Below are 25,684 nucleotides of genomic sequence, written 5' to 3' on the forward strand. Positions count from 1 at the left end.
TATGAGCCCGTCACGCAAGAGTCCCGATGACCGACACCGTCGCCGTCCGCCATGATCCGTCGCGCCACGACCGCTATCCCGATGCGCTGATCCGCCGGCTCCTCACGGAAACGAAGACCATCGCCCTCGTGGGCGCGTCCGCGAACCCGGCCCGGCCGAGCTGGATCGTGCTGAAATACCTCCTGTCGCGGGGCTACGACGTGATCCCGGTCAATCCCGGCCTCGCCGGGCAGATGCTGCTGGGCAAGCCCGTCGCCGCCCGCCTCGCCGACCTCCCCGGCCCGGTCGACATGGTCGAGATTTTTCGGAACTCCGACGCAGCCGGCGGCCTCGTGGACGAAGCCCTTGCCTTGCCCGTGCGGCCGAAGATCGTCTGGATGCAGCTCGGCGTCCGCGACGATGACGCCGCCGCCCGCGCCGAGGCGGCGGGCCTCACCGTGGTGATGAACCGCTGCCCCAAGATCGAGTACGGGCGGATCTCGGGTGAGATCGGCTGGACCGGGGTGAACTCTCGGATTTTGAGTTCGAAGCGGCCGGTTTTGGGGGGTAAGGGGGTTCAAAGGCTAACGATTGAACGGGGGTGAATGTGCGCGCCACAAAGGACTCTTTTACACGGGCGATTGTTAATATCCTTGCAAAAAGAGCGGCAAATATTTGTTCAAACCCTGAGTGTCGTGCGATTACCAGCGGCCCAGCTAAGGAAGATGGTCGGGTTATTATGGTCGGAGAGGCGGCTCATGTTTATGGGGCGAGGCCTGGGTCAGCTAGATATGATCCTTTAATGAGTTCTACCCAGAGACGAGCAATTACAAATGCTGTTTGGCTCTGCAAAAACTGCCACAAGATTGCAGATGATGATTCAGTCAATTTTTCGCCGTCCCTCTTATTCGAGTGGCGAAATATACATGAGAAATACATCATGGATAGATTGGGAAAAACTAATGATATATTGCGGCGTAGGCTTGTAGAAGAAGAAATATCTGAACTTAATCGTATTAGTTATACTGCTAGACAGATTTTGATCGATAGGCCTTATGCTTGGGAATATCGGTTAACCGCGGAAGTGCTAAAGTGCAAACTAAACCCAATATTGCTGCGAGCTAGATCTCTTGAAAAAGGTTTGTATTGCAAGCCTATCGTAAGATTGAAAAAGCAGGATGCTTATTGGTGGTTTCAAGAAAGAATTGTGGAGATGGGTAATATCGCTCCTGCACTGTCTGGAATAATTAATTCTGAGTTTCAGGAAGCCTGGGGTGCACCAGGTGTCGCCGGATCCCCAGCGGACATAATAAGAGTATGCAGCCTCTTCGAAGAAGCCTGTGATCAAATTCTTCTATGGGAAGAAAAAGTAAAATTTACTCTGATCCCAGATGAGTTTCAACGACTTAGCAGTTTTCTTTCAGGAATAGGAACGCGCCTCATAGATCAGGTTGGTGTCGTACCTCAAAAATTGAATGATATTTTCGATAAAAAGAGGCCAGATGGACATTATGAAATCAATATTACAATAGATCTTCCAGATAGATGGTACGAGAAATATTCTATTGAGCTTGAAAATATATCAGATGGAATGATGAATTCGCTTTAAAAAATAATTTAATGTTGTTGATTTATAATCGAGATGTTATTTAATTGAGGTGTTTCCCGTTTCCTCCATCAACGCCACAGCCACAAAGCTAACCCCAGCCGCCACAGCCAAATAAAGCCCCACCCAACCGATCCCGCCCCAGTCACTCAACCGCTGCGCCAGATACGGCGCGGCGGAGGCGCCCAGGATGCCGGCAAGGTTGTAGGTCACCGAGGCGCCGGTGTAGCGGACGCGGGTGGGGAAGAGTTCGGGCAGCAGGGCGCCCATGGGGCCGAACAGCCAGCCCATGGCGAAGAGGCCGAGGCAGAGGAAGCCCAGCACCAGGCCCCCCTGCCCGCTTCCCAGCATCGGGCCGAGCAGCAGGCCGAGCGACGCGGTGAAGGCGAGGCCGGTGAGGAGGACGGGGCGGCGGCCGTAGCGGTCGGCGGCCCAGCCCGAGAGCGGGATGCCTAAGCCCATGAACAGCACCGCGACGCATTCGAACAGCAGGAAGGTCGGGCGGGTAAAGCCGAGTTTCGAGACGCCGTAGCTCAGGGCGAAGACGGTGGAGAGGTAGAACACCGCGTAGCAGGCCACCATGGCGAAGGTGCCGAGCAGCGTCGCCTTGATGTATTTCGTGAAGATGACGGCGAGCGGCACGCGCTCGGGCGGGGCCTTCTCCATGGCGGCCTTGAAGACCGGGGTTTCGGTGAGCTTCAGGCGGACATAGAGCCCGACGCCGACGAGCACGGCGGAGGCGAGGAACGGGATGCGCCAGCCCCAGGCCTGGAAATCGGCCGGGCTCAGGGCGAGGGCGAGGCCGAGGAAGCCCAGATTGGCGGTGATGAAGCCCACCGGCGCGCCGAGCTGTGGGAAGATGCCGTAGAGGGCGCGTCGCCCCGGCGGGGCGTTCTCCACCGCCAGCAGGGCAGCACCCCCCCATTCGCCGCCAAAGCCGATGCCCTGGCCGAAGCGCAGCACGCAGAGGGCGAAGGGCGCCCACCATCCGGCGGTGGCATAGGTCGGCAGGCAGCCGATGAGCACGGTGGAGAGGCCCATGATCATCAGCGAGGCCACCAGCGTCGCCTTGCGCCCGACCCTGTCGCCGAAATGCCCGAAGAACGCCGCCCCCAGCGGCCGCGCGATGAAGGCGATGGAGAAGGTGGCGAAGGCCGCCAGCGTCTGCACCGAGGGATCGTCGGCCGAGAAGAAGATCGGCCCGATCACCAGGGCGGCGGCCGTGGCATAGACGTAGAAATCGTAGAACTCGATCGCCGTGCCGACGAAGCTGGCGATGAGGATCCGCGCGGCGGGAACGGGAGGGGGCGGAGCAGGCTGGAGCATGTGCGGCGCTATAACCGCAGGCGGGGGCGAGTGCCATGCGAATTCGTGCAGGATCGTGCCGGGGGGGCCCCCTCTCCCCGCCGGGCGGGGAGAGGATCGTGGACACCTCGTTGTGTCCGCGATGAGCGCAGGCGAAGCCGGAGCGAGGGTGAGGGGGTATCGCCGAGTGGTGCTCTTCCGGACGCACCCCCTCACCCCCGGCTGCCGCCTCGACGCGCTCCCCGACGAGGGGGAGACGCGTCCCTCTCCCCGCCGAGCGGGGAGAGGAGAACCCCACCTCGCGACACCACCCACCCTTGACCCGCGCGCATCGTCCGCCATAAAGAACTTCTGTTCGTTTAAGCGGAACGGGGGCGTGGCTCCTCTTCCGTCTGGCCCGGCACAGGCGCTAGAACGATGTCCAGTGCGTGCCCGCCGGCCCCCGGAGTAAGTGATGACCGACCGTATCCCAGGCTTCAACACGCTGGCGATCCATGCCGGCGCCGCTCCCGATGCCACCACGGGCGCGCGGGCCACGCCGATCTACCAGACCACGTCCTTCGTGTTCGACGACGTGGACCACGCCGCCTCGCTGTTCGGGCTGCAGGCCTTCGGCAACATCTATTCGCGCATCACCAACCCCACCAACGCGGTGCTGGAAGAGCGCATCGCGGCGCTGGAAGGCGGCACCGCCGCCGTGGCGGTGGCCTCGGGCCACGCGGCCGAGTTCCTCACCATGCACGCGCTGATGCAGCCGGGTGACGAGTTCGTGGCGGCCAACAAGCTCTATGGCGGCTCGATCAATCAGTTCAACCATTCCTACAAGAGCTTCGGCTGGAACGTGGTCTGGGCCGATACGGACGACCCGGATTCGTTCGAGCGGGCCATCACGCCGCGCACCAAGGCGATCTTCTGTGAATCCATCGCCAATCCGGGCGGGGTCATCACCGACATCGCCGCCCTGTCGGTGATCGCCCGGCGCCACAAGATCCCGCTCATCGTCGACAACACCATGGCGACGCCGTACCTGATCCGCCCCTTCGAGCACGGGGCCGACATCGTCGTGCATTCGGCCACCAAGTTCTTGGGCGGCCACGGCAATTCCATCGGCGGCCTCGTGGTCGACGGCGGCACCTTCGCCTGGGCCGGCGACGACCGCTACCCGATGCTGTCGCAGCCGCGCCCCGAATATTCCGGCATGGTCCTCTCCGAGACCTTCGGCAATTTCGGCTTCGCCATCGCCATCCGGGTGCTCGGCCTGCGCGATCTCGGGCCCGCGCTCTCGCCGTTCAACGCCTTCCTCATCCTGAACGGCATCGAGACCCTGCCCCTGCGGATGCAGCGCCACTGCGACAACGCGCTCGAGGTCGCCACCCATCTCGACGCCCATCCGGCGGTGGAGTGGGTGAGCTATCCGGGGCTGGAGACCGACAAGTATCACCAGCTCGCCCGGCGCTACACGCCGCTCGGCTCCGGCTCGGTCTTCACCATCGGCCTCAAGGGCGGCTATGAGGCCGGCGTGAAGCTGGTGGCCAATCTCCAGCTGTTCTCCCATGTGGCGAATATCGGCGACACCCGCTCGCTGGTGATCCATCCGGCCTCCACCACCCACCGCCAGCTCACCGACGCGCAGAAATCCGCCGCCGGGGCCGGGCCGGAAGTGGTGCGCCTCTCCATCGGCATCGAGGACCCGGCCGACCTGATCGAGGATCTCGACGCGGCGTTAAGCGCTTGATTTTGCTGGCAGGCCTGGGCGCGTCTCCAGCCCGGCGCCCCCGGGTTGACCCTCGGCGGCGTCGGGATTACCCCGCGAACCATTCCTCCATCGAGATCGTTCGCATTGCATGACGCATGATCCTTTCGAAACTTCCGGCGAGCCCCCGGTCATCCTCCTGGTGGAAGACGACGGCCTCCTCCTGATGGAGGCGGCCGATACCCTGGTCGATGCGGGGTTCCGCGTCCTCGAAGCGCCGCAGGCCGACAAGGCGCTCACCATCCTCGAACGCAACGAGGAGATCGACCTGATGATGACCGACGTGGACATGCCGCAGGGCTCCATGGACGGGTTCGCGCTGGCCCGCCTCGTCGCCCATCGCTGGCCGACGATCCCCGTCCTCGTCGTCTCCGGCATGGGCACGCCCGGTCCGCACGACATGCCCGAGGGCGCGCGCTTCATCCCGAAGCCCTACGCGCCCACCACCCTGGTCCGGACATTGCGGGCCTTCGCCAGGCGCGCTGCCTGACCCCGCCACCTCTTTCGAAGATCGCGACGCCCATCATGGCCACCGAGACCCGCCCGCTCCGCTTCGCCACCCAGGCCGTCCATGCCGGCGCGGCACCCGACCCCGCCACGGGCGCGCGCGTCCAGCCGATCTACTTCACCAACGGCTTCGTGTTCGAATCCACCGAGCAGGCCGCCGACATCTTCGCCATGCGGCGCACCGGCTTCTCCTATTCGCGCGGCTCGAACCCCACCGTCGCCGCCCTGGAGCGCCGGGTCGCCGCCCTGGAAGGCGCCAAGGCGGCCGTGGCCGTCTCGTCGGGCCAGTCCGCCCTACTCCTCGTGCTGATGACGCTGATGAAGAGCGGGGACGCTTATGTCGCCTCGCCGCGCCTGTTCGGCGGCTCGCTCGGGCTGATGAACCGCCTCGACGGGCGCTACGACCTCAAGCCGCTCTTCGCCAAGGGGCTGACGCCCGCCGATTTCGAGGCCGCGATCACGCCGCAGACGAAGGCCATCGTCTGCGAGTCGATCGTCAATCCCTGCGCCACGGTGATGGACATCGCCGGCATCGCCGAGGTCGCCAAGCGCCACAACCTGCCCCTGGTGGTGGACAACACCCTCGCCTCCCCGGCCCTGATCCGGCCGATCGAGCACGGGGCCGACATCGTGTTCCACTCGACCTCGAAGTTCCTCGGCGGCTCCGGCCAGACCATCGGCGGCATCATCTGCGACGCGGGCACGTTCGACTGGCCGGCGGCCGTGGGGCGCTACAACCTCATCACCGAGCCCTGGGCCGATTACGACGGGCTGGTCGTCTCCGACCGCTTCCCCGATTTCAGCTTCGCGGTCGCCTGTCGACTCTTCGGCCTGCGCGACCTCGGCCCCGGCCTGTCGCCGATGAACGCCTTCCTGACGCTCACCGGCATCGAGACCCTGCCCCTGCGGATGAAGCGGCATTGTTCGAACGCCAAGGCGGTGGCCGCCTTCCTCAAGGACCATCCGGCGGTGGCATGGGTGAGCTATCCGGCGCTGCCCGGCCAGAAGGGCGAGGAACTGGCCGCCCGCTACGTGCCCGATGGGCCGGGCTCGATCTTTACCTTCGCGCTGAAGGGCGGAGAGCCGGCGGCCGTGAAGTTCATCATGGGCCTGGAGCTCGTCTCGCACCTCGTGAATATCGGCGAGATCAAATCCCTGGCGATCCACCCGGCCACCACGACGCACCGCCAGCTGAGCGCGACCGACAAGACGGCGGCCCTGGTCGGGCCGGAGACGGTACGCCTGTCCATCGGCCTGGAGAATGTGGAGGATCTGATCGCCGATATCGCCCAGGCGCTGGATCAGACCGCCGCCTGATCAGGCGAATTTGAGCGCGGCGGAGACCGCCGCTCCCAGGGAGGCGGCTCTGCCGCCGTGCTTCTTCAGGAACCACGGCACCCGGCTCTGCGGCATGGGCTTGCTGTACAGGTAACCCTGCGCATAGGCGCAGCCCTGCTCGCGTAGGAATTCCGCCTGCGCCTCGGTCTCGACACCCTCCGCGGTGACGTCGAGGCCGAGATTCTGGCCGAGCTGCACCACCGCCGTGACGATGGCGGCATCGTTGGGGTCTCGTTCGAGGTCGCGCACGAAGCTGCGGTCGACCTTGATCTCGTCCACCGGATATTGCTTCAGGTGGGTGAGGGAGGCGTAACCGGTTCCGAAGTCGTCCAGGGCGACGCGGATGCCGGCGCGGTGCAAGTCCGAGAGGATCGCCGAGACGCGGTCGCCATGGCCGCCGAGGAGCACCGTCTCCGTCACTTCCACGCCGATCCTGTCATGGGCGAGCCCCGCGGCGGAGAGATCGGCGATCAGGCATTCGGCGAGGTTGTCCTGCGCGAACTGCGCCGAGGACAGGTTCAGGAACACCCGGCCGGGATCGTACCCTTGCGCGATCCATCCCGCGATGTCGGCGAAGATCTGGCGCGCCAGGACATGGCCGACCGCGATCCCAATCTCCGCATCGTCGAAGACCGTCGAGAAACTCGCCGGCGAGAGGAGGCCGCGGGTGGGATGCTGCCACCGCGCCAGGGCTTCGAAGCCGATGATCCGACCCGAGGCGAGGCTGATCTTGGGTTGATAATAGGGGATCAGGCCGCCGACTTCGAGCGTCGACCTCATCTCGCGGGCGACGGAGACGCGATGTTCGATATCCGCCCGAAGCGCCGGAATGAAGAGCGTCGCGCGGTTTCGTCCGGCCGCCTTGGCCGCGTAGAGGGCGAGGTCCGCGTTGGTGAAGAGGTCGGTCGAATTGGCGGCGTGTTCCGGGTAGAGGGCGAGGCCGAGACTGGCGCGGAGCGAGACCACGCGCCCCGATACCCCCATCGCCGGTTTCAGCACGTCGAGGATCGCCCGTGACAGGGCATGGATTCGCCGGCTCGGCTGGTGACGGTCTTTCTCGCAGGGCGCGATGATGACGAACTCGTCGCCACCGAGGCGGGCGACGAGATCGTGTTCGCCGATGGCTTTGCCGAGACGCCGGGCGACCTCCTTGAGCACCGCGTCGCCCGCCTCGTGGCCGAGGGTGTCGTTCACTTCCTTGAACGCATCGAGATCGATGAGGATGAGGCCGACGCGCTCTCCCGAGGCTTCCGCCCGGCTCAGCGCCGCATCGAGGGTGGTCTGGAACAGGGCGCGGTTCGGCAGGCCGGTGAGGACGTCGCGCTGGGCAGCGAGGCGGATCCGCTCTTCCACCGCCTTGCGGCTCGTCATGTCGACGAGGCTCGAAATGATGCGGGTCGACCCGTCCATCTCGACGGTGACCGCCGACAGCATGGCGTCCCGTCGCACCCGCCCCTGGGCTCCCGTGCTGATCTCGATCTCGTCGGCGGTGCCGGTCCTGTCGAGTTCCGCCTGGATCAGGCGGCGGGCATCCCCGTCGAGGAGATCGCGCGTCCTGTATTGTGTCAGGTCTTCCCCGTCGTCGAGCCCGTAGAAGCGGTTGGCGGCGTCGTTGGCATCCACGATCTGGCCGTCGTCCCGGCGGGACACCACGATCGGGATCGGCACCGCCTTGAACATGGTCTCGAACAGGCGGCGGCTTTCCGCCAGTTCCGTGTTGGCACGGCGCTCGGCCTGGGTCGCCATCCATTCCAGACGCCTGAGGCGGTTCGACCGCACCACGAACAGCAGCATCGCGATGTTGGACACCAGCACCGCGAGGCAGATGCCGAATGCCGTGGATGGCAGGGGGCCGGGCAGGAGATAGCCCGCCGTGAGCGCGACCGACGCGAGCGCGCTGCTCGCCACGCTCCAGAAGAAGCGTGTCGGCACGACGATCATGTAGATCGCGGGCAGCAGGAGCATGACGAAGAGCGCGATGTCCGACCGCGACGAGCACAGGAGCGCGACGCAGCCGGCGACGACGATCTCCCACGTCACCATGACGGCCTGCAGCCTGCCGAAGCTCGCGACGTTCCGGGTCGCCAGCAAACAGATGAGGGAGATCAGGATGACGCCGCTACGGGCCGGTACGGCGACCCAGAAATGGGTCTGTCCCGCAAAGCGCCAGTCGCTCAGGAGAAATAGCGTGTTGAGGAGAACGCCGCAGAGGAAGACCAGCCGGGCATGGCGGAGGGTCTCGGGCAGGCGCTCCTGCTGGAACGCCGTTTCCCGCTCGACCGAGACGAATTCGCCGCCAATGGCGCTGAGACGATGCTTCCACATGGTGCATCACACTCTCACGCAATCGTCGCGCAGGCGTTAAGAACCGGCTACAGCGATAACAATAATCACTCTTTCGCCTTGATCCTGGTCATGGCGCGCAACGCCCCGCGAAACGTCCGGACATCCTGCTCCGTCATGGCCATGCGGTGCAGCATGTCGCGCATGTTGCGGGCGATCACGTCCCGCTTCTCGGGCGGGTAGAACCCGCTTGCGTCGAGGCTGCCTTCCAGGCTGGCGACGAGGGAGGCCATCGCCTCGCGCGTGGCGGGCGGCGACTGCATCTCGCCGGTGAAGGGGAGCCGGGCCTGGCCCGAGGCCTTGCGCCATTCGTAGCCGACGAGGAGCACCGCCTGGGCGAGATTGAGGGACGGAAAGTCAGGGGAGACGGGAAAGGTGACGATGGCGTCGGCCAGCGACACCTCGTCGTTGGTGAGCCCGATCCGCTCCCGGCCGAACATCACGCCCACGCGCTGACCCGCCCGCGCGGCCACATCCGCCATCGCCTCGTCGGGGGCATAGGCGCGCTTCATCTGCCCGCGCTCGCGGGCCGTGGTGGCGAGCAGATAGTTCAGGTCGGCGATGGCCTCCGGCACCGTGGCGAAGACGGTGGCGCCGTCGAGCACATGTGTCGCCCCGGAGGCGGCTTCGCGCACGCCCTTCTTCGGCCAGCCGTTCTTGGGGGCGACGAGGCGGAGTTCGGAGAGGCCGAAATTGGCCATGGCGCGGGCGACCATGCCGATATTCTCGGCCAGCTGCGGTTCGACCAGGATGACGACGGGGGCGATCATCGTCGCCCTCTGCCACGGGGCGGGCCGGACGCATAGTCCGTATGGGGAGGATGGGGAGCCGCGGGGCGATCGCTTCGAGCGATGACCCTCGGGAGAAACGCCTTACAGCCTGTTCGATCGGATTTTTCGGCGGATTTTCGTGCCAATTGAAGAGATCATCCAATCAAATCTCCTCATCCTGAGGTGTCCTTTGCAGGAGCAAAGGGCCTCGAAGGAGCCCTCCAGCGGTCGCGGGATCCCTGGAAGGCTCCTTCGAGGCCGCTACGCGGCACCCCAGGATGAGGTAAATGCTTGGAAAAAACGACTCAGACAGGCGCTCAGATCTTACCGTCGAGACCCATCTGGTAGTATTTGTGGATGATCTTGTCCTGGTTCTCGAGGAGCCAGTCGATCGAGGGCTCGTTGGTCATGGCCTTGCGGATCGCTTCCGTCATGCCCTTGCGCTGGATCTCGAACAGGGCCTTGTGATCCACCGTCTCCGCCTCGATCACGCCGGGGCTGAGCCAGACCGAGCAGATGATGCCGAGATCGTTGGCCTTCTCCTTGGGGATGTAGCCGAGGCGCACCGCGTCGAGGACGCCGTTGGCGATGGCGAACTGCACCGTGCCCATCAGGATGGAGGTGTACTTTGATTCCGTGACGCTGACCTTGGAGACGCAGAGCGTCACCGGCCGCACCATGATGTCGGTGTTCAGGAGCGCGAAGACGCGGGAATGGCCGACCACCTGATCGCCCGTGAGGGTGGCGAGCGCCGTGCCGACCGGCCCGTCGAGCTCTCCGATGATGACCTCCGGCTCGGAGGCGGTGTTGGGCGGGCCGCCGGCGACCAGGGCCTCGCCGGCCCGCAGGATGATGCGTTCGCTCATGGACATGTCCTTCTCGATGTCGGAATGGCCCGCACATTCCCGCCCCGTCGCCGGATGTCCAGGGGGATCGGCGAATTTCGAGCCCGCCGACGCCCCGCCCGATCTGTAAGGGGCACGGCTTTCGCGTCCTGTTGCAGCGCGCTATGACCGCCGCAGCGGGAGCGCGGCCGGCCCCGGCCGCGTGATGAGAAAGGTTCTGAGGATCATGTCGAAGATCAAGGTGGCGAACCCGGTCGTCGAACTCGACGGCGACGAGATGACCCGGATCATCTGGAGCGAGATCAAGAACAAGCTCATCCACCCCTATCTCGACCTCGACCTCGACTATTACGACCTCGGCGTCGAGCACCGCGACGAGACGAACGACAAGGTCACCGTCGATGCGGCCGAGGCGATCAAGCGCCACGGCGTCGGCGTGAAATGCGCCACCATCACCCCCGACGAGCAGCGGGTGGAGGAGTTCAAGCTCAAGGAGATGTGGCGTTCGCCCAACGGCACGATCCGCAACATCCTCGGCGGCGTGATCTTCCGTGAGCCGATCATCTGCAAGAACGTGCCGCGCCTCGTTCCCGGCTGGACCCAGCCCTTCGTCATCGGCCGCCACGCCTACGGTGACCAGTATCGCGCCACCGACTTCAAGGTGCCCGGCAAGGGCCGCCTGACCATCAAGTTCGAGGGCGACGACGGCACAATCATCGAGAAGGAAGTGTTCAAGTTCCCGGCCGCCGGCGTCGCGATGTCGATGTACAATCTCGACGAGTCGATCCGCGACTTCGCCCGCGCCTCGCTGAATTACGGCCTCGCCCGCAAATATCCGGTCTATCTCTCGACCAAGAACACCATCCTCAAGGCCTATGACGGCCGCTTCAAGGACCTGTTCCAGGAGGTGTTCGACGCCGAGTTCAAGGCGAAGTTCCAGGCGCTCGGCATCACCTACGAGCACCGCCTCATCGACGACATGGTCGCCTCCTGCCTCAAATGGTCCGGCGGCTACGTCTGGGCCTGCAAGAACTACGACGGCGATGTGCAGTCGGACACCGCCGCCCAGGGCTTCGGCTCGCTCGGCCTGATGACGTCGGTGCTGATGACGCCGGACGGCCAGACCGTGGAGGCGGAAGCCGCGCACGGCACCGTGACGCGCCACTACCGCGAGCATCAGAAGGGCAAGGAGACCTCCACGAACTCCATCGCGTCGATCTTCGCCTGGAGCCGTGGCCTCGCCCACCGCGCCAAGCTCGACGACAACGCGGATCTGGCCAAGTTCGCCAACACCCTGGAGAAGGTCTGCGTCGACACGGTGGAAGCCGGCTTCATGACCAAGGATCTCGCCCTCCTCGTTGGCCCCGATCAGAAATGGCTCTCCACCACCGGCTTCCTCGACAAGGTCGACGCGAACCTGAAAACCGCCATGGCCTGAGGGCGAGGCTCGGGTTCCCCCTCTCCCCGCCGGGCGGGGCGAGGGGAATGCCCGGCCATCGCCGCTTCAGGTTGAAGACCTTGCCGCTTCAGCGTTGCGCTTACGGGTCGCGGCGGCTTTCTTTGCCGAGGCGGAGCGCTGCTCGGCGGTGCGGGAGGCCGAGGCCTTTCCGCCGGCGGCGCCGCCCTTGTGGGCCGCCGGGTGGGAGCTCGATTTGCCCCTCCCCGATCCGCCCGGATGCTTGCCGCCGCCATCGTCCTTGTTGACGGTCGCCCAGGCGCGGGCCTCGGCTTCCTTCTCCGGGACGCCGCGCTCCTCGTAGGAGTCCGCGATGTGCTCGGCCTTGCGGATCTGCTTGTCGGTGTATTTCGACTTGTCACCTTGTGGCATGGCGAGTTTCCCGTATCGGGCCCCTCGCCGCTGCCTCAGCTGCCGTCGGCCGGACCGTCCAGGATGGCGCGAACGCGGCGGATGAGATCGGTCCGGCGATAGGGCTTGTTCAGAAGGTCGAACTCCGAACCCCCGGCATCGGTTCGCTCGAGACTCGCCTCGGCGTAACCGGTGGTCAGCAGGACCTTCAATCGGGGTTGCCGCCGCTTGGCCTCGCGGGCGAGCATGATGCCGTTCATCCCGCCCGGCATGATGAGGTCGGTGAACAGCAGGTCCACCGAACCGCTCGAATCCAGGATTTCCAGCGCCTCGCGGCCGTTCCGGGCCATCAACAGCGTGTAGCCGCTGTCGCGCAGGATGGTTCGCGCCAGTTCGGCCACGTCCTCACGGTCGTCGACGATGAGGATGGTCTCGGTCCCCTGGCGATCCACCGTCCCCGGCACGGCGCGGTTGGGCTCCCGGTCGTCCTCGGCGGCGGCGGGGAAGGACAGGCGGACGCGCGTTCCCTCGCCGACGACGGACTCGATCTGCGCCGCGCCGCCGGATTGCTTGGCAAAGCCATAGACCATCGAGAGGCCGAGCCCCGTGCCCTTGCCCTCGTCCTTCGTCGTGAAGAACGGCTCCATCACCCGCGCCAGGGTCGGCGGCGAGATTCCCGCCCCGGTATCGGTGATGGTCACGGTGACGTAGCGACCCTCACCCAGGGGTTCCGACCCGCCGAAATCCTGTGAGCCCAGATCCTGCGCGCCGATATCCCGGTTCTCGGTGGAGATCACGACAGTGCCGCCCTCCGGCATGGCATCGCGGGCATTGATGAGGATGTTGAGGAGGGCGACCTCCGCCTGTGCCGGGTCGACACGGCAGTTCCAAAGGTCTTCGCCCAGGTCGAGCCGCAGCGTGATCGCGTCACCCAGGCTGCGCGCGGCCATATCCTCCATGCCCTTCACGAGGGCGTTGAGATTGACCGCGCGGCCGTCGAGACGCTGCTTGCGCGCGAAGGCGAGAAGCTGCTGGGTCAGGGTGGTCGCCCGTTCGGCGGCGGTCCGGATGTTGTCGGTGGCGCGCCGAAGGCGGTTCCGGTCCGCATCCGGACGGTCGAGCCCGTGGCTCAGAATATCGATGTAGCCGACGATGACCTGGAGAAGGTTGTTGAAGTCGTGGGCGATGCCGCCGGTCAGCTGGCCGAGCGCCTCCATCTTCTGGGCCTGACCCAACGCCTCCTCGACGGTGCGGCGGCGGGAGACGTCGAGCTGCGAGGCGAAGAAATACACGAGCTCGCCGGCCGCATTGTAGATCGGCGCGACGAACAGCGCGTTCCAGAACGTCGATCCGTCCTTGCGGTAGTTGACGATCTCGGTGGCGAATTCCCGCCGGGCCTGGATCGCCTCGCGCAGGGCATTCACGCTGTCCCGGTCGGTGTCCGGTCCCTGCAGGAAACGGCAATTGCGGCCGATGATCTCCTCGGCTTCATAGCCTGTCAGGCCGAGAAAGGCCTTGTTGACGAAGACGATCGGATTGTCGTCCTGCCGCGGGTCGGTGACCACCATCGGCATCCGGGTCGCTTCGACGGCCGTAAAGAAGATGTCGCTGGTGTGATCGGCGATCTCCGACACCGCTCCCGTTCTCACGCGCGGCGGTACACCAGCAGGCGGCTTCTCGGGGCTATCGGTCATCATCTGTCGATTGTCGTGCCAGGGAATGAAGGTGGGTCAGAAATACCCAACGGCTGGCACATCATCCGTTTCCCTCGACACATCTCGCGATGACGACGCAGGCGCCCCCGTCGTCATCGATCGAAACGACCTGGAGTTGCGCCCGACCGTCCGGGTCGGGACGCATCTCCAGGTTGTCGTCGTGCCGCGCCCGTCGTGGCCGACGCGGCATTCACCTCGGCGGAGCGCGGGTCAGGTCGCCGAGGGGGCGAAGCGCACGCTCTCGATATTGGCGCGTTCGAACGCCTGCATCACGTGCTGGTACGAGCGCTCCATCTCGGTCGCCTCGTCGCCTTCGGTCTCCTCGGGCTTCAGCACGAACATCAGCATCGAGCGTCCGGTGACGTCGTAGCGGTCGCCGATGGCCCAGGTGCCGACCTCCTGGCTGTCGGGCAGGTTGGTGTCGAGGAGCCGCGTCCAGCCGACGCCGCCGACGGAACCCGGCAGGGTGAAGGAGACGAGGTCGCTGTAGGCGTTGTAGAGGATCAGCAGCGTCGCATCGCCTCCCCGGCGGTGGATGCCGGAGGCCTGGGCGCGGCCGTCGAGCAGGACGGCGATGGAATGCGCGCCGCCATCCGTCCAGTTCTCCGTGGACATTTCCTCGCCGTCGGGCCTCAGCCAGGTGACGTCCTTGACGCCGAGGTCTTCGTCATAGGCGCCGGAGAGGAACCGGCCGCGGGTGAGGATCGGCAGGGCCTCGCGCAGGATGGTGAGGCGCTGCGTGAACTCGGCGAGGTCGCGACCAGCATCGTCGATCCCCTCCCAATCGAGCCAGGAGATCTCGTTGTCCTGGCAATAGGCGTTATTGTTGCCGCCCTGGCTGCGGGCGAACTCGTCGCCGGCGAGCAGCATCGGCGTTCCCCGCGAGAGGAACAGCGTCGCCATCATGTTGCGCATCTGGCGGGTGCGCACCGCCTTGATCGTCTCGTCGTCGGTGGGGCCTTCGACGCCGTAATTGTTGGATAGGTTGTGGGAATGCCCGTCCCGCCCGTCCTCGCCATTCGCGAGGTTGTGCTTCTCGTTGTACGAGACCGTATCGTTCAGCGTGAACCCGTCATGGGCGGTGAGGAAGTTCACCGAGGCCCAGGGCTTGCGCCCACGCTTGTTGAACTTGTCGGCCGACCCGGTGATGCGCGAGGCGAGGCTCGGCAGAAGACCGGAATCCCCGCGCCAGTAGCCGCGGACATCGTCGCGGAACCGGTCGTTCCATTCCGCCCAGCCGGGCGGGAAGCCGCCGACCTGATAGCCGCCGGGGCCGCAATCCCATGGCTCGGCGATGAGCTTGACCGAGTTCAGCACCGGGTCCTGCCGGCAGGTGTCGAGGAAGCCCCCGCCCTCGTCGAACCCGTGCGGCTCGCGCCCGAGGATGGTGGCGAGGTCGAAGCGGAAGCCGTCGACCCGCATTTCCGTCGCCCAGTAGCGCAGGGAATCGGTCACCAGCTGCAGGACGCGCGGGTGCGACAGGTTGAAGGTGTTACCGGTGCCGGTATCGTTGATGTAGTAGCGCTCGTCGCCCGGCATCAGGCGATAGTAAGAGGCGTTGTCGACACCCTTGAACGACAGGGTCGGCCCCTTCTCGTTGCCCTCGGCGGTGTGGTTGTAGACCACGTCGAGGATCACTTCGAGGCCGGCGCCGTGCATGCGCGCCACCATCTCCTTGAACTCGGAGAAGGCGAAATCCGGCACCGCCGCGTAGCGCCGGGCGGGCGTGAAGAACGAGATCGTGTTGTAGCCCCAGTAATTCACCAGGTTCTTTTCCTGGAGATAATCGTCCTGCACGAAGGCATGGACGGGCAGGAGCTCCACCGAGGTGACGCCGAGGCTCTTGATGTAGTCGAGCACGGCCGGGTTGCCGAGGCCGGCATAGGTGCCGCGCAGCTTCTCCGGCACGGCCGGATGCAGCTTGGTGAAGCCCTTCACATGGGTTTCGTAGAAGATCGTCTTCTCCCACGGCACGTGGGGCTTGCGGTCCCGTCCCCAGGTGAAGGCCGGGTCGATGACGCGGCTGCGGCGGGTGAAGGGCGCGGAATCTCGCTCGTCGAAGGTGAGGTCGTCGCCCGTCTCCATCTGGTAGCCGAACAGGGCCGGGTTCCAGGTGATCGAGCCGACGAGACCCTTGGCGTAGGGGTCGATCAGCAGTTTGTTCGGGTTGAAGCGGTGCCCGGCCTTGGGCTCGTAGGGACCATGGACCCGGTAGCCGTAGATCGTGCCGGGGCGCGCGTCGGGCAGGTAGCCGTGCCAGATCTCGTCGGTATATTCGGGCAGTTCGATCCGCTCGAGTTCCTGCTCTCCGGCATCGTCGAACAGGCAGAGCTCGACCTTGGTGGCATGGGCCGAGAACAGGGCGAAGTTGACGCCGAGGCCGTCCCAGTTGGCGCCCAGCGGATAGGGCGATCCCTCTTTGATGCGCGATCGCACCGCCTTCGTCTGCGTGGCGGCTTGCGGCATCGGGGGGTTCTTGGCGACCATGATCACTCCAGGGGGGGCTCGCTGCCTGAGGCGGAGCCCGACGGCATGAATTCTGCCGAGTGAACGTTCATGCTTGACCGTAAGGTCCGCCGGCGCGGAAACTTTTTGCGGTGCGAGAGGCACTTTCGCGTCAATGCCGTACTATGGTCGGGTCGCTTTGCCGCGCTCGACATCGTCGCCGTTCTGGAGCCAGCCCATGCCCGACAGATCTTCCGTTTTGCAGACCGTCGCCGACCGGCACGGCGTCAGCGTCGACGCCGTGCGCCATCTCATGCGCGCGCTGGAGGCGGGCAATGGGACCATGGCCCAGTTCAACCACCCCGAACTCGGAGGGTTCGGCCAATGGTCGTCCGGCGGCATGACCATGATCGGCAACATGTTCGACGCGAATCTCAAGTCGCGCGTGGCGGCGATCTGCTCGGATCTCGCCCAATCCCTGCCCCCCGGCGGCTGGGACGACGGCTCGGCTTCCGCGACCTGGTGGCCCGCCGAACTCGGCCGACCGGCGACGTCCGGCTCGCAGAACGGCATGCGCTACGCCTATTTCCCGGATAGCCGGTTGCTCGCGGTGGAAACGGCGGGAACGCTCGTCCTCTACGATACCGGGCATTACGACATTTCCGGCGTCTCGCAGCAGCAGGGCGATACGCAGAGCCTCCGCTTCAGCGGCCGCAACGGTTACGTCGACCTCGAATCGCTCCAGCGGGTCAGCGTGGCCCCCACGCCGGAACGCTCCCTCGAACCGAAGCCGTTCCACCCCGACCCGATCGCGGCCCCGCCCCGCACCGAAGACCGCCCGCCCCCGACCCCGGAGCCGGGCTTCGCCCAGGCCGGAGTCCCCTCGGGCGACGTGATCTCGACCCTCGAGCGCCTGTCCGAACTCCACCGCAAGGGCGTGCTCACCGAGGCGGAGTTTTCGTCCAAGAAGGCCGAACTTCTGGCGCGGTTGTAGGGGGCGTCAGCCTGGAAAGGTCTGCCCCGGCAGACTTTTTCAGGCTCGCGGGGTGGCTCAGGTTTTCAGAACGAAATCGGAAACCGCCATCGCCACATTCGCTCAAGCGCTGCCGACGCCCAGGCGGCCGCGCGCGTCGGCGATCAGCTGGGCGATCCCGTCATCGAGATCCACCCGAGCGGTCCAGCCCAGATCTCGCAGGACGGAGGTATCGGCCACCATTTCCGGCGGCTCTCCCGCGCGGGGAGGAAGCGACCGCTGCCAGGGCCGATCGAAGCCGCTCGCCCGGATGGCGCGTTCGACGAAATCACCGAGCGGCACCGCGACACCCGACCCCAGGGGCACATCCTGCCATGCGGGAAGCCGTCCGCGCGCATCGATCAGGGCGAGGATGGCCGCCACGGCATCGTCCACATGGACGAAATCGCGGCGTTGCGTTGCCGGCGTGGTCACGAGCGGCCTCAGGTTCTCGACGAGTTGCAAGGCGAGACCGGGAACGAACTTGTCCGGGTCGTCCCCCGGACCGTAGATCATCTGCAATTCCGCATTCGCCACATGCACGCCGGTTCGACCCTGCGTGACGAGGAGGCGAGCGAGATCGACGAACTGGCGTTTGGTCAGGGCATAGAGGTTCACCGTCGGCGGCAGTGTCGTCGCCGTATTGATAAAGAGTGTTCCCGCACCCATCGCCCCGAGCAGCGCCGCGCTCAACGTCACGTTGGCATCCACCATCGTCGCAGCGCTCTCGCCCCGCCGCCCCTGAGCGGCGGCGAGGTGGATCAACACATCTGGCGCGAGCGCCCCCACATGCCGTGCCGCCTCATCCGCGCCGGAGAAGCGGTGAATGGAGGCCCCACCGGATTCGAGCACCGAGGAGGGACGCGCCAGGAGGGCGACGTCGTCGCCCCGCGCCACGAGTGCGGCGGTGACTCTCTTGCCCAGGAAGCCGGACGCCCCGGTTATCGCTACCCGCACCGTACCGGCCTCCTTGCAAGGTCAAAACGAAGCCGCGCTGCTCTACGGGCGCGCGGCCATATCGGCGAGGAACAGGTCGATCTCGGCCTCGCTCAAGGCACCGACCGGCTCACCCGCCAGCCGACGCTGCGACCAGTCGACGATCCGCTCCAGGGTCCGGTCCAGGCGCCATGTGGGCCGCCAGCCGAGGCGCTGGCGTGCCTTCGAGCAATCCAGCGACAGGGCATGCGCCTCGTGGACATGCCCGTCCTTGTCCAGTTCCCAGCGCGCCGTGCCACCATACAGCTTCACCATCCGGTCGACGATGTAACCCACCGGGCGGATGTCGTCCCCGTCACAGGCGAAGTTCCAGCCTTCGGCCCAGTCCTGGCCGTCCTCGTACAGGTGCTCGGCGATGCGGAGATAGGCGCCGATCGGTTCGAGCACGTGCTGCCACGGCCGGGTCGCGCCCGGATTGCGGATCACCGCCGGCTTGTCCGCCTCGAAGGCCCGCAGGATGTCGGGGACTAGGCGATCCTCCGCCCAGTCGCCGCCACCGATGACGTTGCCCGCGCGCACCGAGGCGACCCGGGCCGAATCTGGCGTCGAGAAGAACGACTTGCGCCAGGAGGCGATGGCGATCTCGCACGCGCCCTTGCTGCTGCTGTAGGGATCGTGACCGCCCATCGGGTCGTTCTCGCGATAGCCCCAGGGCCATTCGCGGTTCTCGTAGCACTTGTCGCTGGTTACCGAGACGACCGCCTTCACCGAAGGCGTGGCGCGGACGGCCTCCAGCACATGGATCGTGCCCATGACGTTGGTGGCGTAAGTCTCGGCCGGCTCCCGGTAGGACAAGCGCACCAGGGGCTGGGCCGCCAAGTGAAGCACGATCTCCGGCTGCGCTTGCGCGATCAGGCGCTTGACGAGGTCGGCGTCACGGATGTCGCCGATATGCGACGTCATGCGCTCGGCGATTTCCGCCTCCTCGAACAGGCTAGGCTGCGTCGGGGGCGCAAGCGACAGGCCCGTGACCTCGGCTCCCCAGCGGGTAAGCCACAGGGACAGCCAGGCGCCCTTGAAGCCGGTATGGCCCGTGACGAAGACACGCTTGCCGCGCCACCACGCGGCGCCACCGCGTTCGGATGCGGCGCTCACTGCGGCGCTCATGCCCACACCTTCCACGGAGCCTTGCCGGACGCCCACAGGCTCTCGAGCATGTGCTTGTCGCGGAGCGTATCCATCGGCTGCCAGAACCCGCGATGTTCGAACGCCATCAGTTCCCCGTCGCCGGCGAGGCCGCGCAGCGGCTCCTGCTCCCAGACCGTGAGGTCGCCGGCGATGCGCTCGATGACCTTGGGCGACAGCACGAAGAAGCCGCCATTGATCATCGATCCGTCGCCCTTGGGCTTCTCCTCGAAATTCGTGACGACCTTGTCGTGGATACCCAGGGCACCGAACCGACCCGGCGGGTAGGCGGCGGTGAGGGTGGCCTGCCGGCCATGCGCGCGATGGAAGGCGAGGCTGGCGGTGATGTCGACGTCGCCAAGCCCGTCGCCGTAGGTGAAGAAGAATTCCTTCTCGTCGCGGACATGGTCCGCCGTCCGCAGCAGCCGGCCGCCCGTCATCGATTCCTCACCGGTATCCACCAGCGTCACGCGCCAGGGCTCGGCCCAACGGCGATGGAACACCATCTCGCCACTCGAGAGGTCGATCGTCATGTCGGAATTGTGGAGCGCATAATTGGCGAAGTATTCCTTGATGACATAGCCCTTATAGCCACAGCAGATCACGAAATCGTTCACGCCATGAGCGGCATAGATCTTCATGACATGCCACAGGATCGGCCGGCCCCCGATCTCCACCATGGGCTTCGGCTTCACCGACGTTTCTTCGCTGAGACGAGTACCGAGTCCGCCTGCGAGAATAATCGCCTTCATAGTCTCTCCTCGGAATATGTCTGAACAGAAAGGTTATCGAGCGACATCAGCCGGCGGCCAGCACCCTATCGATATCCGCGATATTGGGCGACCACTCGGACGTTACTGGGTTCATGGGCTGAAGCATGAACGTATGATGATGCCCGTAGACGACCGACAACCGCGTGAAGCACGTCTGCACGCCCAGCATCTTGGATTTGGCCAGCGTCGTGGGCGCGATCTCGAGGACCCTCACGCCAGGCTTAGCGAAGACGAGATGCGACAAGCCGGCGCCATGTGCGCCGATGACCAGTTCCGCCTCGCGGAAGAGATTGATTTTGTCGAGCAAGCCAAGCTCGCTGAGCACCATCGGCGTGATGCCACGTTCGGCGAGAGCCGTCTCGAATTCCAGTTCGCCGGCCATGGAGCGGCGTGCCGAATCGCGGCGGGAAATATAGAAGCGGCGGGGCATGTCGCGGTCGTTCCGGTGTTCCGCCGCGGCGATAAGGTCGCCGTAGGTACTCTGGAAGGCATCCCGGCGAGGAAGTACGCCGATCTCCCCGTATCCTACATACAGCCGGCGACAGAAAACCGGGCCCTCAATTGCGACAAGCTTGTCTTCGGCAATGCCGAGCGCTCCGAGCGCGTCTTTGGCCAAGCTCAGATGTTGCTTCCGGAGCAGGATCGGGCAGTCGGGCGTGCTAGGATCGAGGCGCCAGGCCAAGCCGCTCAGCCGTCGCACGATCCACTCGAAATAACCTTTGTGCCGGCCGGCGCAGCTGAAGGCTGCTTCGAAGAGGGGTACGGATGTCGGGTCGGTCACGCTTGGTCCAGCGCCGGTCGTTTCCTGGAAGACGCTTCCGTCCGCCGACCAGATCATTCCCAGTTCGTTAATGAAAACGTCTTTGTATTCCGTGACGACGGGAAACTTCTGTTGTTTGAGACGTACTTCGAATTTGGTAAGCAGCGTCTTGACGAGTTCCTCGATCTCCGGCTCGATCCCTTCGAGGCGCACGACCTCGATACGCGACGGGGGCACACTGAAGTTTTCCGAGTCGGTGGGGAAACGATGTGTGACGGTTTCCGTTCGTGCAGCGAGCGGCGTTATGAACCTTGAGATCAGCCGACGGACTTCGCGGCGTGTGACGCGGTCTTTCGGCATCTTCTTGAGGCGTACCGCGAGCCGCTTAGCCTTGTCCGATTTGAAATCAGGAGGAAGCCCATTCAGCATTTCAGCGGCGTCGAGTGGTCGCTTCCACTTCGTAAGCAGTGACGCGAGTTTGATGACGCGATCGGCATCGTCGATCTGTCGGCTCTCGTCACAGCAACGTTTAATCTCTACTTCATCGCCGAGCTCGAGAGCGGCGCGCAGTTGATAATCGAGAAAATAGGGATGATCGACGGGGCTCTCGCTCTTCTTTGCGGCCAGAAGGAGTTTCAGCCAGCGCCCAGCAGAAGCGAAACGTTTCAGCTTGCGCATTGTCCGGCGATAGCTCTCATTGGCGGGCGATCCTATCGATGTTATAATAGACGAAGTATCCATCAATGTCGTATCGCGATCCATCTGTCATAACCTCACGGCGTACATTGATCGACTGTCGCCCAGCAGCCTGCGCATATGACATCTTGGTAAATAATGGCGGCTGTCATCCCCGTTGATCCCCGGGGTGCATTAGCCAGTATGGGAGCGAATGACGTTTGCGACACCTGCAAACGATCCGATCGTCGGCTGGGTCGTATATGCAACCACTTCCAATGTCATGGCTGCACGATCCTTTGAGTCTCTCGGCGCCGCGATCACGACATCATCCACGGGGAGGTCCGCTATAGCATGAGAGTGCTGTCGTCCATTCCCATCGAAAAGGCAGGTCTCATGCCGATATCGATTGACCATCGGCCCTCTCCGGTCTCACTCCCAGAATGTCACCCGATAGTGTAGCATGGGCACAATGACCGATCATGACATGCGCGAATCACGCGCCGCACTTATGTTGCTCGCTGTCGCCGTGGCGTCGGTCCTGATATTCGGAGCCGTCACGATTCTCATTCAGCTCTGAGCCGAATGCACCGACCACCGTGCCCCGGCGACCTCAGTGGGTCCAGGGCGCCGTGCGGTTGAATTTGAAGTTGTCCGAATAGGACAGGCCCTTGCGGATCGCGGGCTTCTGGGGCTGCTCTACCCGGAAGGTGATGCCGTTGCGGGTGGCGTAGGCGACGGCCTCGTCCTGGGTCTCGAACGACAACCTGACCTGCTGCAGCATGTCCGACGATCCGGTCCAGCCCATCAGGGGGTCGGTGTCGCGCGGGGAGCTCTGGTCGAATTCCAGTAGCCAGGCCTTGGTGCGGGCCGTGCCGGATTGGGAGGCATCCTTGGCGGGCTGATAGATTCGAGCACTCGGCATCGTGGGGTCGATAGCTCCAGCAGGAGAGAACGGCCGATACGCACGCGATTGGTCGGGGCGATAGGATTCGAACCTACGACCCTCTGGTCCCAAACCAGATGCGCTACCAGGCTGCGCTACACCCCGACACGCTCGCGCGCAGAGCGGAGGTACGGTTTTTGGAAGCAAACAGCAAGCGCGCCGCAGCGATAAGCGCCACGATGGTGAAGGAGAGCCGAAATCTGCGGCCCCTCCCCTGTCGGCGGCGCTGCGGATCAGACGGAGAACGCGACGCCGAGCTTCCGGTCCCGTCTCCAGACGACCGTGCAGGCGCGCGGTTTGGCGTAGGCGGTCATCACCAGGATGAACTCGTCCGGAACCTCGTCCGGAGTCTCGACCTCGATCTGTGCGCCGGTCTCGGACTGGTCCCAGACCAGGCAGTCGATATCCGCCCGCTCGCCCGCGAAGGAGAGGGCCCCGATGCGGAATGCACCTTTCCGCGAGGCGCGGCGACGATTGGTGGTCACGTCATGGATCCAGCTCTAACCTGACGCCGACTGTCACCCTGGCCGGTTAATTTTCAGGCTATCGGTACAGGATCAGACCATCACGTCGACGACACGGTCCTGGCCTGCCGGACGGGCGGTCACCGTCGGTGCAGTGGGCGCGCCGACATTGACCGAGACCAGTTTCGGTTCGTCCTCCCCATCGCGAAGGGCCTCCATGCGGGCGCTCGTCACCACGTCGAGGGCCTTCAGCAGTCCCAGCGTGTTCAGCGAAACCGTGATCGTCATCGGGAGAGGCCTCCGTCGATGGATGGTGCTGCCATGTCTTGCAGCTTGGGACGCTACACGAGGATGTCGAGGACGCGTTTCTCGGTGTCGAGGGTCGATTTCATCACCGCCGTGTTGACCTCGAAGCTCGCCTTGCTCTCCATCAGCTGCATGGCCGAGCTCGACAGGTCGACCTGGGTCGGGCTGGGGAGGACCTGATCCACCTGGGTCGGGCTGGGCATGGTCATGCCCACCGAGGCGATCTGTTCCGCCGCGTTGCTGAAGCGCTGGGAGGCCGCCACCATCCCGCCGCCGCTGATCGAGATAGCGCTGCTCATCCTGCCGGTCTCCCGCTCGGGTACCCCCGTGAGCAATCATGCAAGCACGAGAAGCCTGAAGCAATCGGTCGAACAATCCCTCGCATTCTAGCGACCTGCCATTCGACCAGCCCGGCATTCGCGTGAGCGGCGCGGCTTGACCTCGGTGCCGCCGGTCGCCAACTCGACCTTCGGCGTTGCCCGGCACTCGCGGCGCGCTGAAAGGAATTTCGATGATCGATCTGCATTACTGGCCGACGCCGAATGGCCACAAGGTGACGATGTTCCTGGAGGAGGTCGGGCTCCCCTACGCGATCAAGCCGGTGAACATCGGCAAGGGCGAGCAGTTCAAGTCGGACTTCCTCGCCATCGCCCCCAACAACAGGATGCCGGCCATCGTCGATCACGACCCGCCGGGGGGCGGCGCTCCGATCACGCTCTTCGAATCGGGCGCGATCCTGCTCTATCTCGCAGAGAAGACGGGGCGCTTCATCGCCGCCGACCTGCCGGGTCGGGCCGAGGTGCTGCAATGGCTGTTCTGGCAGATGGGCGGACTCGGTCCGATGCTCGGCCAGAACCACCACTTCTCGCAATATGCGCCGGAGAAGATCCCCTACGCCATCGAGCGCTACGTCAAGGAGACGAACCGGCTCTACGGTGTCCTCGACCGGCGCCTGGCCGACCGGGCTTTCGTCGCTGGCCCCGATTACTCCATCGCCGATATGGCCTCCTATCCGTGGATCGTCCCCTGGGAGAAGCAGGGCCAGAACCTCGACGATTTCCCTAACCTCAAGCGCTGGTTCACGGCCATCGCCGAGCGCCCCGGCACCAAGGCGGCCTATGCCCGCGCGCCGGAGGTCAACCCCGACCACGGCAAGACCATGAGCGAGGACGCCAAGAAGGTGATGTTCGGCCAGACCGCCAAACGGGTCTGACCTATCGCCGTAGGCTGTCCAGCCTCACCGGGGCGGCGTGCGGGCGGGTCGCCAGCATGCCGTCGATGAGCGCCAGCACCTCGGCCCGGCCGCAATTGGCGGCCGGCTCGAACGGGGTCCAGGTCTGGGTGAAGTCGAGTTGGGCGAAGACGTCGCGGTAGCGGCGCAATTCGTTGGTGGTCAGCGGCACCCCGCGCACGAAAGCCTTGTGGGCCGAGATCGTCTCGGCCCGGCGGAAATCCTTCGGGTCGAGCTCGAATTTCAGGGCATCGCCGCAGAACAGGATCTTTCGCCCCCGGTCGAACAGGATCGCGTGGCCGTCGAAATGCCCCGCCGTGCGGTGGAGTTCGAGGCCGGGCAGCGGTTCGAGGAAATCGTCGTAGGGCCAGGAGACCTGCAAGGCCGCGCTCCAGATGAAGTCGGCGGCCGGAAGGCAGAGTTCCGGGTCGAACCGGTCCTGCAGCTGCACCAGCGCCCCATAGGCATGCGGGTGCGAGGAAGAGAGCACCTGCATCCCGCCGAGGGACGCGATGTGCTTCAGCGCCGCCTCGCTGAAGACCGGGCAGGCCTCGAAGCCCATATTCCCGTCGGGCGTCTGGATCAGGTAGGCGCTCGGCCCGATGCCCGAGACGGGGTCGTTCCAGAAGCGCCAGATGCCCGGCTCCAGCTCCTCCCAATGACAGGGGAAGCGGTCCTGCGCCTCGCGCTCGCTCCAGAACTGCCAGCCCTTCTGCGGCACCACGTGACGTGCGTCGAGGCACATCGGACACGAGGGCGGCGGCGCGAAATGGCGCTGCCAGAACCCGCAATTGTCACAGGTATAGGCGGGGAGATCGAGGGCGCCGGCGAAGGGCAGGTATCCGGGAGACACGGTGGCGTTGCTCGGGTTCGGGGCGGGATGTCGAGGCCCGGCCATATAGGTCGCGTGGCGGGCCTGTCGCGGGTCGAATGACGAGAGGATCGCTTCGGGGTCGGCCGGGACGCATGGCTCCTGCGCCGGA

24 protein-coding genes and 1 tRNA gene are annotated in these 25,684 nt (G+C 65.0%); 8 read left to right on the forward strand and 17 right to left on the reverse strand.

From position 1 onward, the window contains the following. The first annotated feature begins 26 nt into the window (after positions 1-26). Together ASF34_RS01635 and ASF34_RS22625 are read left to right on the forward strand one after the other, a co-directional pair. Entirely contained in the window at positions 27-584 is a 558-nt protein-coding gene (locus ASF34_RS01635; RefSeq protein ID WP_056158056.1) for a CoA-binding protein, read from the forward strand. Beyond that, complete coding sequence (locus ASF34_RS22625; protein WP_156465602.1) at positions 581-1,588, forward strand: HNH endonuclease; 1,008 nt, start codon at positions 581-583, stop codon at positions 1,586-1,588. The genes ASF34_RS01635 and ASF34_RS22625 overlap by 4 nt, the downstream gene beginning before the upstream one ends. A gap of 36 nt (positions 1,589-1,624) precedes the next feature. Here the strand turns inward: ASF34_RS22625 and ASF34_RS01640 are convergent, their stop codons facing one another. Continuing rightward, a complete protein-coding gene (locus ASF34_RS01640; RefSeq protein WP_056158059.1) occupies positions 1,625-2,911 on the reverse strand; it encodes an MFS transporter in 1,287 nt (428 codons plus the stop codon). A gap of 433 nt (positions 2,912-3,344) precedes the next feature. Here ASF34_RS01640 and ASF34_RS01645 point away from each other — a divergent pair, with 433 nt between their 5' ends. From ASF34_RS01645 to ASF34_RS01655, 3 genes are all read left to right on the forward strand, one after another. Further along, complete coding sequence (locus ASF34_RS01645) at positions 3,345-4,625, forward strand: O-acetylhomoserine aminocarboxypropyltransferase (protein WP_056158061.1); 1,281 nt, start codon at positions 3,345-3,347, stop codon at positions 4,623-4,625. A 109-nt stretch (positions 4,626-4,734) separates the two neighbouring features. Then, the gene (locus tag ASF34_RS01650; RefSeq protein WP_018042792.1) at positions 4,735-5,133 is read left to right on the forward strand and encodes a response regulator; all 399 of its coding nucleotides are present in this window, start codon (positions 4,735-4,737) and stop codon (positions 5,131-5,133) included. Between the two features lie 35 nt (positions 5,134-5,168). Next, positions 5,169-6,467, forward strand: a complete 1,299-nt coding sequence (locus ASF34_RS01655) for an O-acetylhomoserine aminocarboxypropyltransferase/cysteine synthase family protein (RefSeq protein WP_056158064.1) — start codon at positions 5,169-5,171, stop codon at positions 6,465-6,467. On the opposite strand, the gene ASF34_RS01660 is transcribed toward ASF34_RS01655, so the two are convergent. The 3 genes from ASF34_RS01660 to ASF34_RS01670 form a co-directional block, all read right to left on the reverse strand. Beyond that, the gene (locus ASF34_RS01660; RefSeq protein ID WP_056158068.1) at positions 6,468-8,813 is read right to left on the reverse strand and encodes a putative bifunctional diguanylate cyclase/phosphodiesterase; all 2,346 of its coding nucleotides are present in this window, start codon (positions 8,811-8,813) and stop codon (positions 6,468-6,470) included. It lies immediately after the preceding gene. 65 nt (positions 8,814-8,878) lie between these two features. Further along, complete coding sequence (locus ASF34_RS01665) at positions 8,879-9,601, reverse strand: RNA methyltransferase (protein ID WP_056158070.1); 723 nt, start codon at positions 9,599-9,601, stop codon at positions 8,879-8,881. Positions 9,602-9,918: 317 nt separating this feature from the next. Beyond that, positions 9,919-10,467, reverse strand: a complete 549-nt coding sequence (locus ASF34_RS01670) for a formaldehyde-activating enzyme (RefSeq protein ID WP_018042789.1) — start codon at positions 10,465-10,467, stop codon at positions 9,919-9,921. A gap of 205 nt (positions 10,468-10,672) precedes the next feature. Between ASF34_RS01670 and ASF34_RS01675 the strand changes: the two genes are divergently transcribed. After that, complete coding sequence (locus ASF34_RS01675; RefSeq protein ID WP_018042787.1) at positions 10,673-11,884, forward strand: NADP-dependent isocitrate dehydrogenase; 1,212 nt, start codon at positions 10,673-10,675, stop codon at positions 11,882-11,884. A gap of 66 nt (positions 11,885-11,950) precedes the next feature. On the opposite strand, the gene ASF34_RS01680 is transcribed toward ASF34_RS01675, so the two are convergent. The 3 genes from ASF34_RS01680 to glgX all read right to left on the reverse strand — a co-directional run bounded on the left by ASF34_RS01680 (position 11,951) and on the right by glgX (position 16,455). After that, complete coding sequence (locus ASF34_RS01680; RefSeq protein ID WP_056144496.1) at positions 11,951-12,274, reverse strand: hypothetical protein; 324 nt, start codon at positions 12,272-12,274, stop codon at positions 11,951-11,953. 35 nt (positions 12,275-12,309) lie between these two features. Beyond that, complete coding sequence (locus ASF34_RS01685) at positions 12,310-13,947, reverse strand: hybrid sensor histidine kinase/response regulator (protein WP_056158875.1); 1,638 nt, start codon at positions 13,945-13,947, stop codon at positions 12,310-12,312. Positions 13,948-14,178: 231 nt separating this feature from the next. Next, on the reverse strand, positions 14,179-16,455 hold the full coding sequence (gene glgX / locus ASF34_RS01690) for a glycogen debranching protein GlgX (protein WP_244478862.1): 2,277 nt from the start codon (positions 16,453-16,455) through the stop codon (positions 14,179-14,181). A gap of 196 nt (positions 16,456-16,651) precedes the next feature. On the opposite strand from glgX, the gene ASF34_RS01695 reads away from it, so the two are divergent. Next, on the forward strand, positions 16,652-17,407 hold the full coding sequence (locus tag ASF34_RS01695; protein ID WP_043764302.1) for an SHOCT domain-containing protein: 756 nt from the start codon (positions 16,652-16,654) through the stop codon (positions 17,405-17,407). Positions 17,408-17,509: 102 nt separating this feature from the next. Here the strand turns inward: ASF34_RS01695 and ASF34_RS01700 are convergent, their stop codons facing one another. The 9 genes from ASF34_RS01700 to ASF34_RS01740 all read right to left on the reverse strand — a co-directional run bounded on the left by ASF34_RS01700 (position 17,510) and on the right by ASF34_RS01740 (position 23,769). Next, the gene (locus ASF34_RS01700) at positions 17,510-18,382 is read right to left on the reverse strand and encodes an NAD-dependent epimerase/dehydratase family protein (RefSeq protein WP_082494026.1); all 873 of its coding nucleotides are present in this window, start codon (positions 18,380-18,382) and stop codon (positions 17,510-17,512) included. Positions 18,383-18,424: 42 nt separating this feature from the next. Beyond that, positions 18,425-19,528: a CDP-glucose 4,6-dehydratase gene (rfbG, locus tag ASF34_RS01705; RefSeq protein ID WP_056158074.1), complete on the reverse strand. Its 1,104-nt coding sequence runs from the start codon at positions 19,526-19,528 to the stop codon at positions 18,425-18,427. Beyond that, positions 19,525-20,298: a glucose-1-phosphate cytidylyltransferase gene (gene rfbF, locus ASF34_RS01710; protein WP_056158076.1), complete on the reverse strand. Its 774-nt coding sequence runs from the start codon at positions 20,296-20,298 to the stop codon at positions 19,525-19,527. The genes rfbG and rfbF overlap by 4 nt, the downstream gene beginning before the upstream one ends. 46 nt (positions 20,299-20,344) lie before the next feature. Next, positions 20,345-21,757: a glycosyltransferase family 61 protein gene (locus ASF34_RS01715; protein WP_056158078.1), complete on the reverse strand. Its 1,413-nt coding sequence runs from the start codon at positions 21,755-21,757 to the stop codon at positions 20,345-20,347. Positions 21,758-22,367: 610 nt separating this feature from the next. Then, entirely contained in the window at positions 22,368-22,679 is a 312-nt protein-coding gene (locus ASF34_RS01720; RefSeq protein WP_018042781.1) for an ETC complex I subunit, read from the reverse strand. A gap of 49 nt (positions 22,680-22,728) precedes the next feature. Beyond that, positions 22,729-22,805 (reverse strand) — tRNA-Pro (locus ASF34_RS01725). 128 nt (positions 22,806-22,933) lie between these two features. Continuing rightward, complete coding sequence (locus ASF34_RS01730) at positions 22,934-23,185, reverse strand: PilZ domain-containing protein (protein ID WP_018042780.1); 252 nt, start codon at positions 23,183-23,185, stop codon at positions 22,934-22,936. A gap of 72 nt (positions 23,186-23,257) precedes the next feature. Continuing rightward, on the reverse strand, positions 23,258-23,452 hold the full coding sequence (locus tag ASF34_RS01735; RefSeq protein WP_056158080.1) for a hypothetical protein: 195 nt from the start codon (positions 23,450-23,452) through the stop codon (positions 23,258-23,260). Positions 23,453-23,505: 53 nt separating this feature from the next. After that, a complete protein-coding gene (locus tag ASF34_RS01740) occupies positions 23,506-23,769 on the reverse strand; it encodes a hypothetical protein (RefSeq protein ID WP_147832538.1) in 264 nt (87 codons plus the stop codon). A 212-nt stretch (positions 23,770-23,981) separates the two neighbouring features. On the opposite strand from ASF34_RS01740, the gene ASF34_RS01745 reads away from it, so the two are divergent. After that, positions 23,982-24,683 carry a glutathione binding-like protein gene (locus ASF34_RS01745; RefSeq protein WP_056158083.1) on the forward strand — a complete coding sequence of 234 codons (702 nt, stop codon included), beginning with the start codon at positions 23,982-23,984 and terminating at the stop codon, positions 24,681-24,683. Between the two features lies 1 nt (position 24,684). On the opposite strand, the gene ASF34_RS01750 is transcribed toward ASF34_RS01745, so the two are convergent. Further along, a complete protein-coding gene (locus ASF34_RS01750; protein WP_056158086.1) occupies positions 24,685-25,599 on the reverse strand; it encodes an MBL fold metallo-hydrolase in 915 nt (304 codons plus the stop codon). Positions 25,600-25,684: the final 85 nt, after the last annotated feature.

Source organism: Methylobacterium sp. Leaf106 (genome assembly GCF_001422895.1).
Taxonomy (GTDB): domain Bacteria; phylum Pseudomonadota; class Alphaproteobacteria; order Rhizobiales; family Beijerinckiaceae; genus Methylobacterium; species Methylobacterium bullatum.

Coding starts and splice junctions, on each gene's coding strand:
- ASF34_RS01635 (WP_056158056.1), top strand. CDS start 27: ATGACCGACACCGTCGCCGTCCGCCATGATCCGTCGCGCCACGACCGC.
- ASF34_RS01640 (WP_056158059.1), bottom strand. CDS start 2,911: ATGCTCCAGCCTGCTCCGCCCCCTCCCGTTCCCGCCGCGCGGATCCTC.
- ASF34_RS01645 (WP_056158061.1), top strand. CDS start 3,345: ATGACCGACCGTATCCCAGGCTTCAACACGCTGGCGATCCATGCCGGC.
- ASF34_RS01650 (WP_018042792.1), top strand. CDS start 4,735: ATGACGCATGATCCTTTCGAAACTTCCGGCGAGCCCCCGGTCATCCTC.
- ASF34_RS01655 (WP_056158064.1), top strand. CDS start 5,169: ATGGCCACCGAGACCCGCCCGCTCCGCTTCGCCACCCAGGCCGTCCAT.
- ASF34_RS01660 (WP_056158068.1), bottom strand. CDS start 8,813: ATGTGGAAGCATCGTCTCAGCGCCATTGGCGGCGAATTCGTCTCGGTC.
- ASF34_RS01665 (WP_056158070.1), bottom strand. CDS start 9,601: ATGATCGCCCCCGTCGTCATCCTGGTCGAACCGCAGCTGGCCGAGAAT.
- ASF34_RS01670 (WP_018042789.1), bottom strand. CDS start 10,467: ATGAGCGAACGCATCATCCTGCGGGCCGGCGAGGCCCTGGTCGCCGGC.
- ASF34_RS01675 (WP_018042787.1), top strand. CDS start 10,673: ATGTCGAAGATCAAGGTGGCGAACCCGGTCGTCGAACTCGACGGCGAC.
- ASF34_RS01680 (WP_056144496.1), bottom strand. CDS start 12,274: ATGCCACAAGGTGACAAGTCGAAATACACCGACAAGCAGATCCGCAAG.
- ASF34_RS01685 (WP_056158875.1), bottom strand. CDS start 13,947: ATGACCGATAGCCCCGAGAAGCCGCCTGCTGGTGTACCGCCGCGCGTG.
- glgX (WP_244478862.1), bottom strand. CDS start 16,455: ATGGTCGCCAAGAACCCCCCGATGCCGCAAGCCGCCACGCAGACGAAG.
- ASF34_RS01695 (WP_043764302.1), top strand. CDS start 16,652: ATGCCCGACAGATCTTCCGTTTTGCAGACCGTCGCCGACCGGCACGGC.
- rfbG (WP_056158074.1), bottom strand. CDS start 19,528: ATGAGCGCCGCAGTGAGCGCCGCATCCGAACGCGGTGGCGCCGCGTGG.
- rfbF (WP_056158076.1), bottom strand. CDS start 20,298: ATGAAGGCGATTATTCTCGCAGGCGGACTCGGTACTCGTCTCAGCGAA.
- ASF34_RS01715 (WP_056158078.1), bottom strand. CDS start 21,757: ATGCGCAAGCTGAAACGTTTCGCTTCTGCTGGGCGCTGGCTGAAACTC.
- ASF34_RS01720 (WP_018042781.1), bottom strand. CDS start 22,679: ATGCCGAGTGCTCGAATCTATCAGCCCGCCAAGGATGCCTCCCAATCC.
- ASF34_RS01735 (WP_056158080.1), bottom strand. CDS start 23,452: ATGACGATCACGGTTTCGCTGAACACGCTGGGACTGCTGAAGGCCCTC.
- ASF34_RS01740 (WP_147832538.1), bottom strand. CDS start 23,769: ATGAGCAGCGCTATCTCGATCAGCGGCGGCGGGATGGTGGCGGCCTCC.
- ASF34_RS01745 (WP_056158083.1), top strand. CDS start 23,982: ATGATCGATCTGCATTACTGGCCGACGCCGAATGGCCACAAGGTGACG.
- ASF34_RS01750 (WP_056158086.1), bottom strand. CDS start 25,599: ATGGCCGGGCCTCGACATCCCGCCCCGAACCCGAGCAACGCCACCGTG.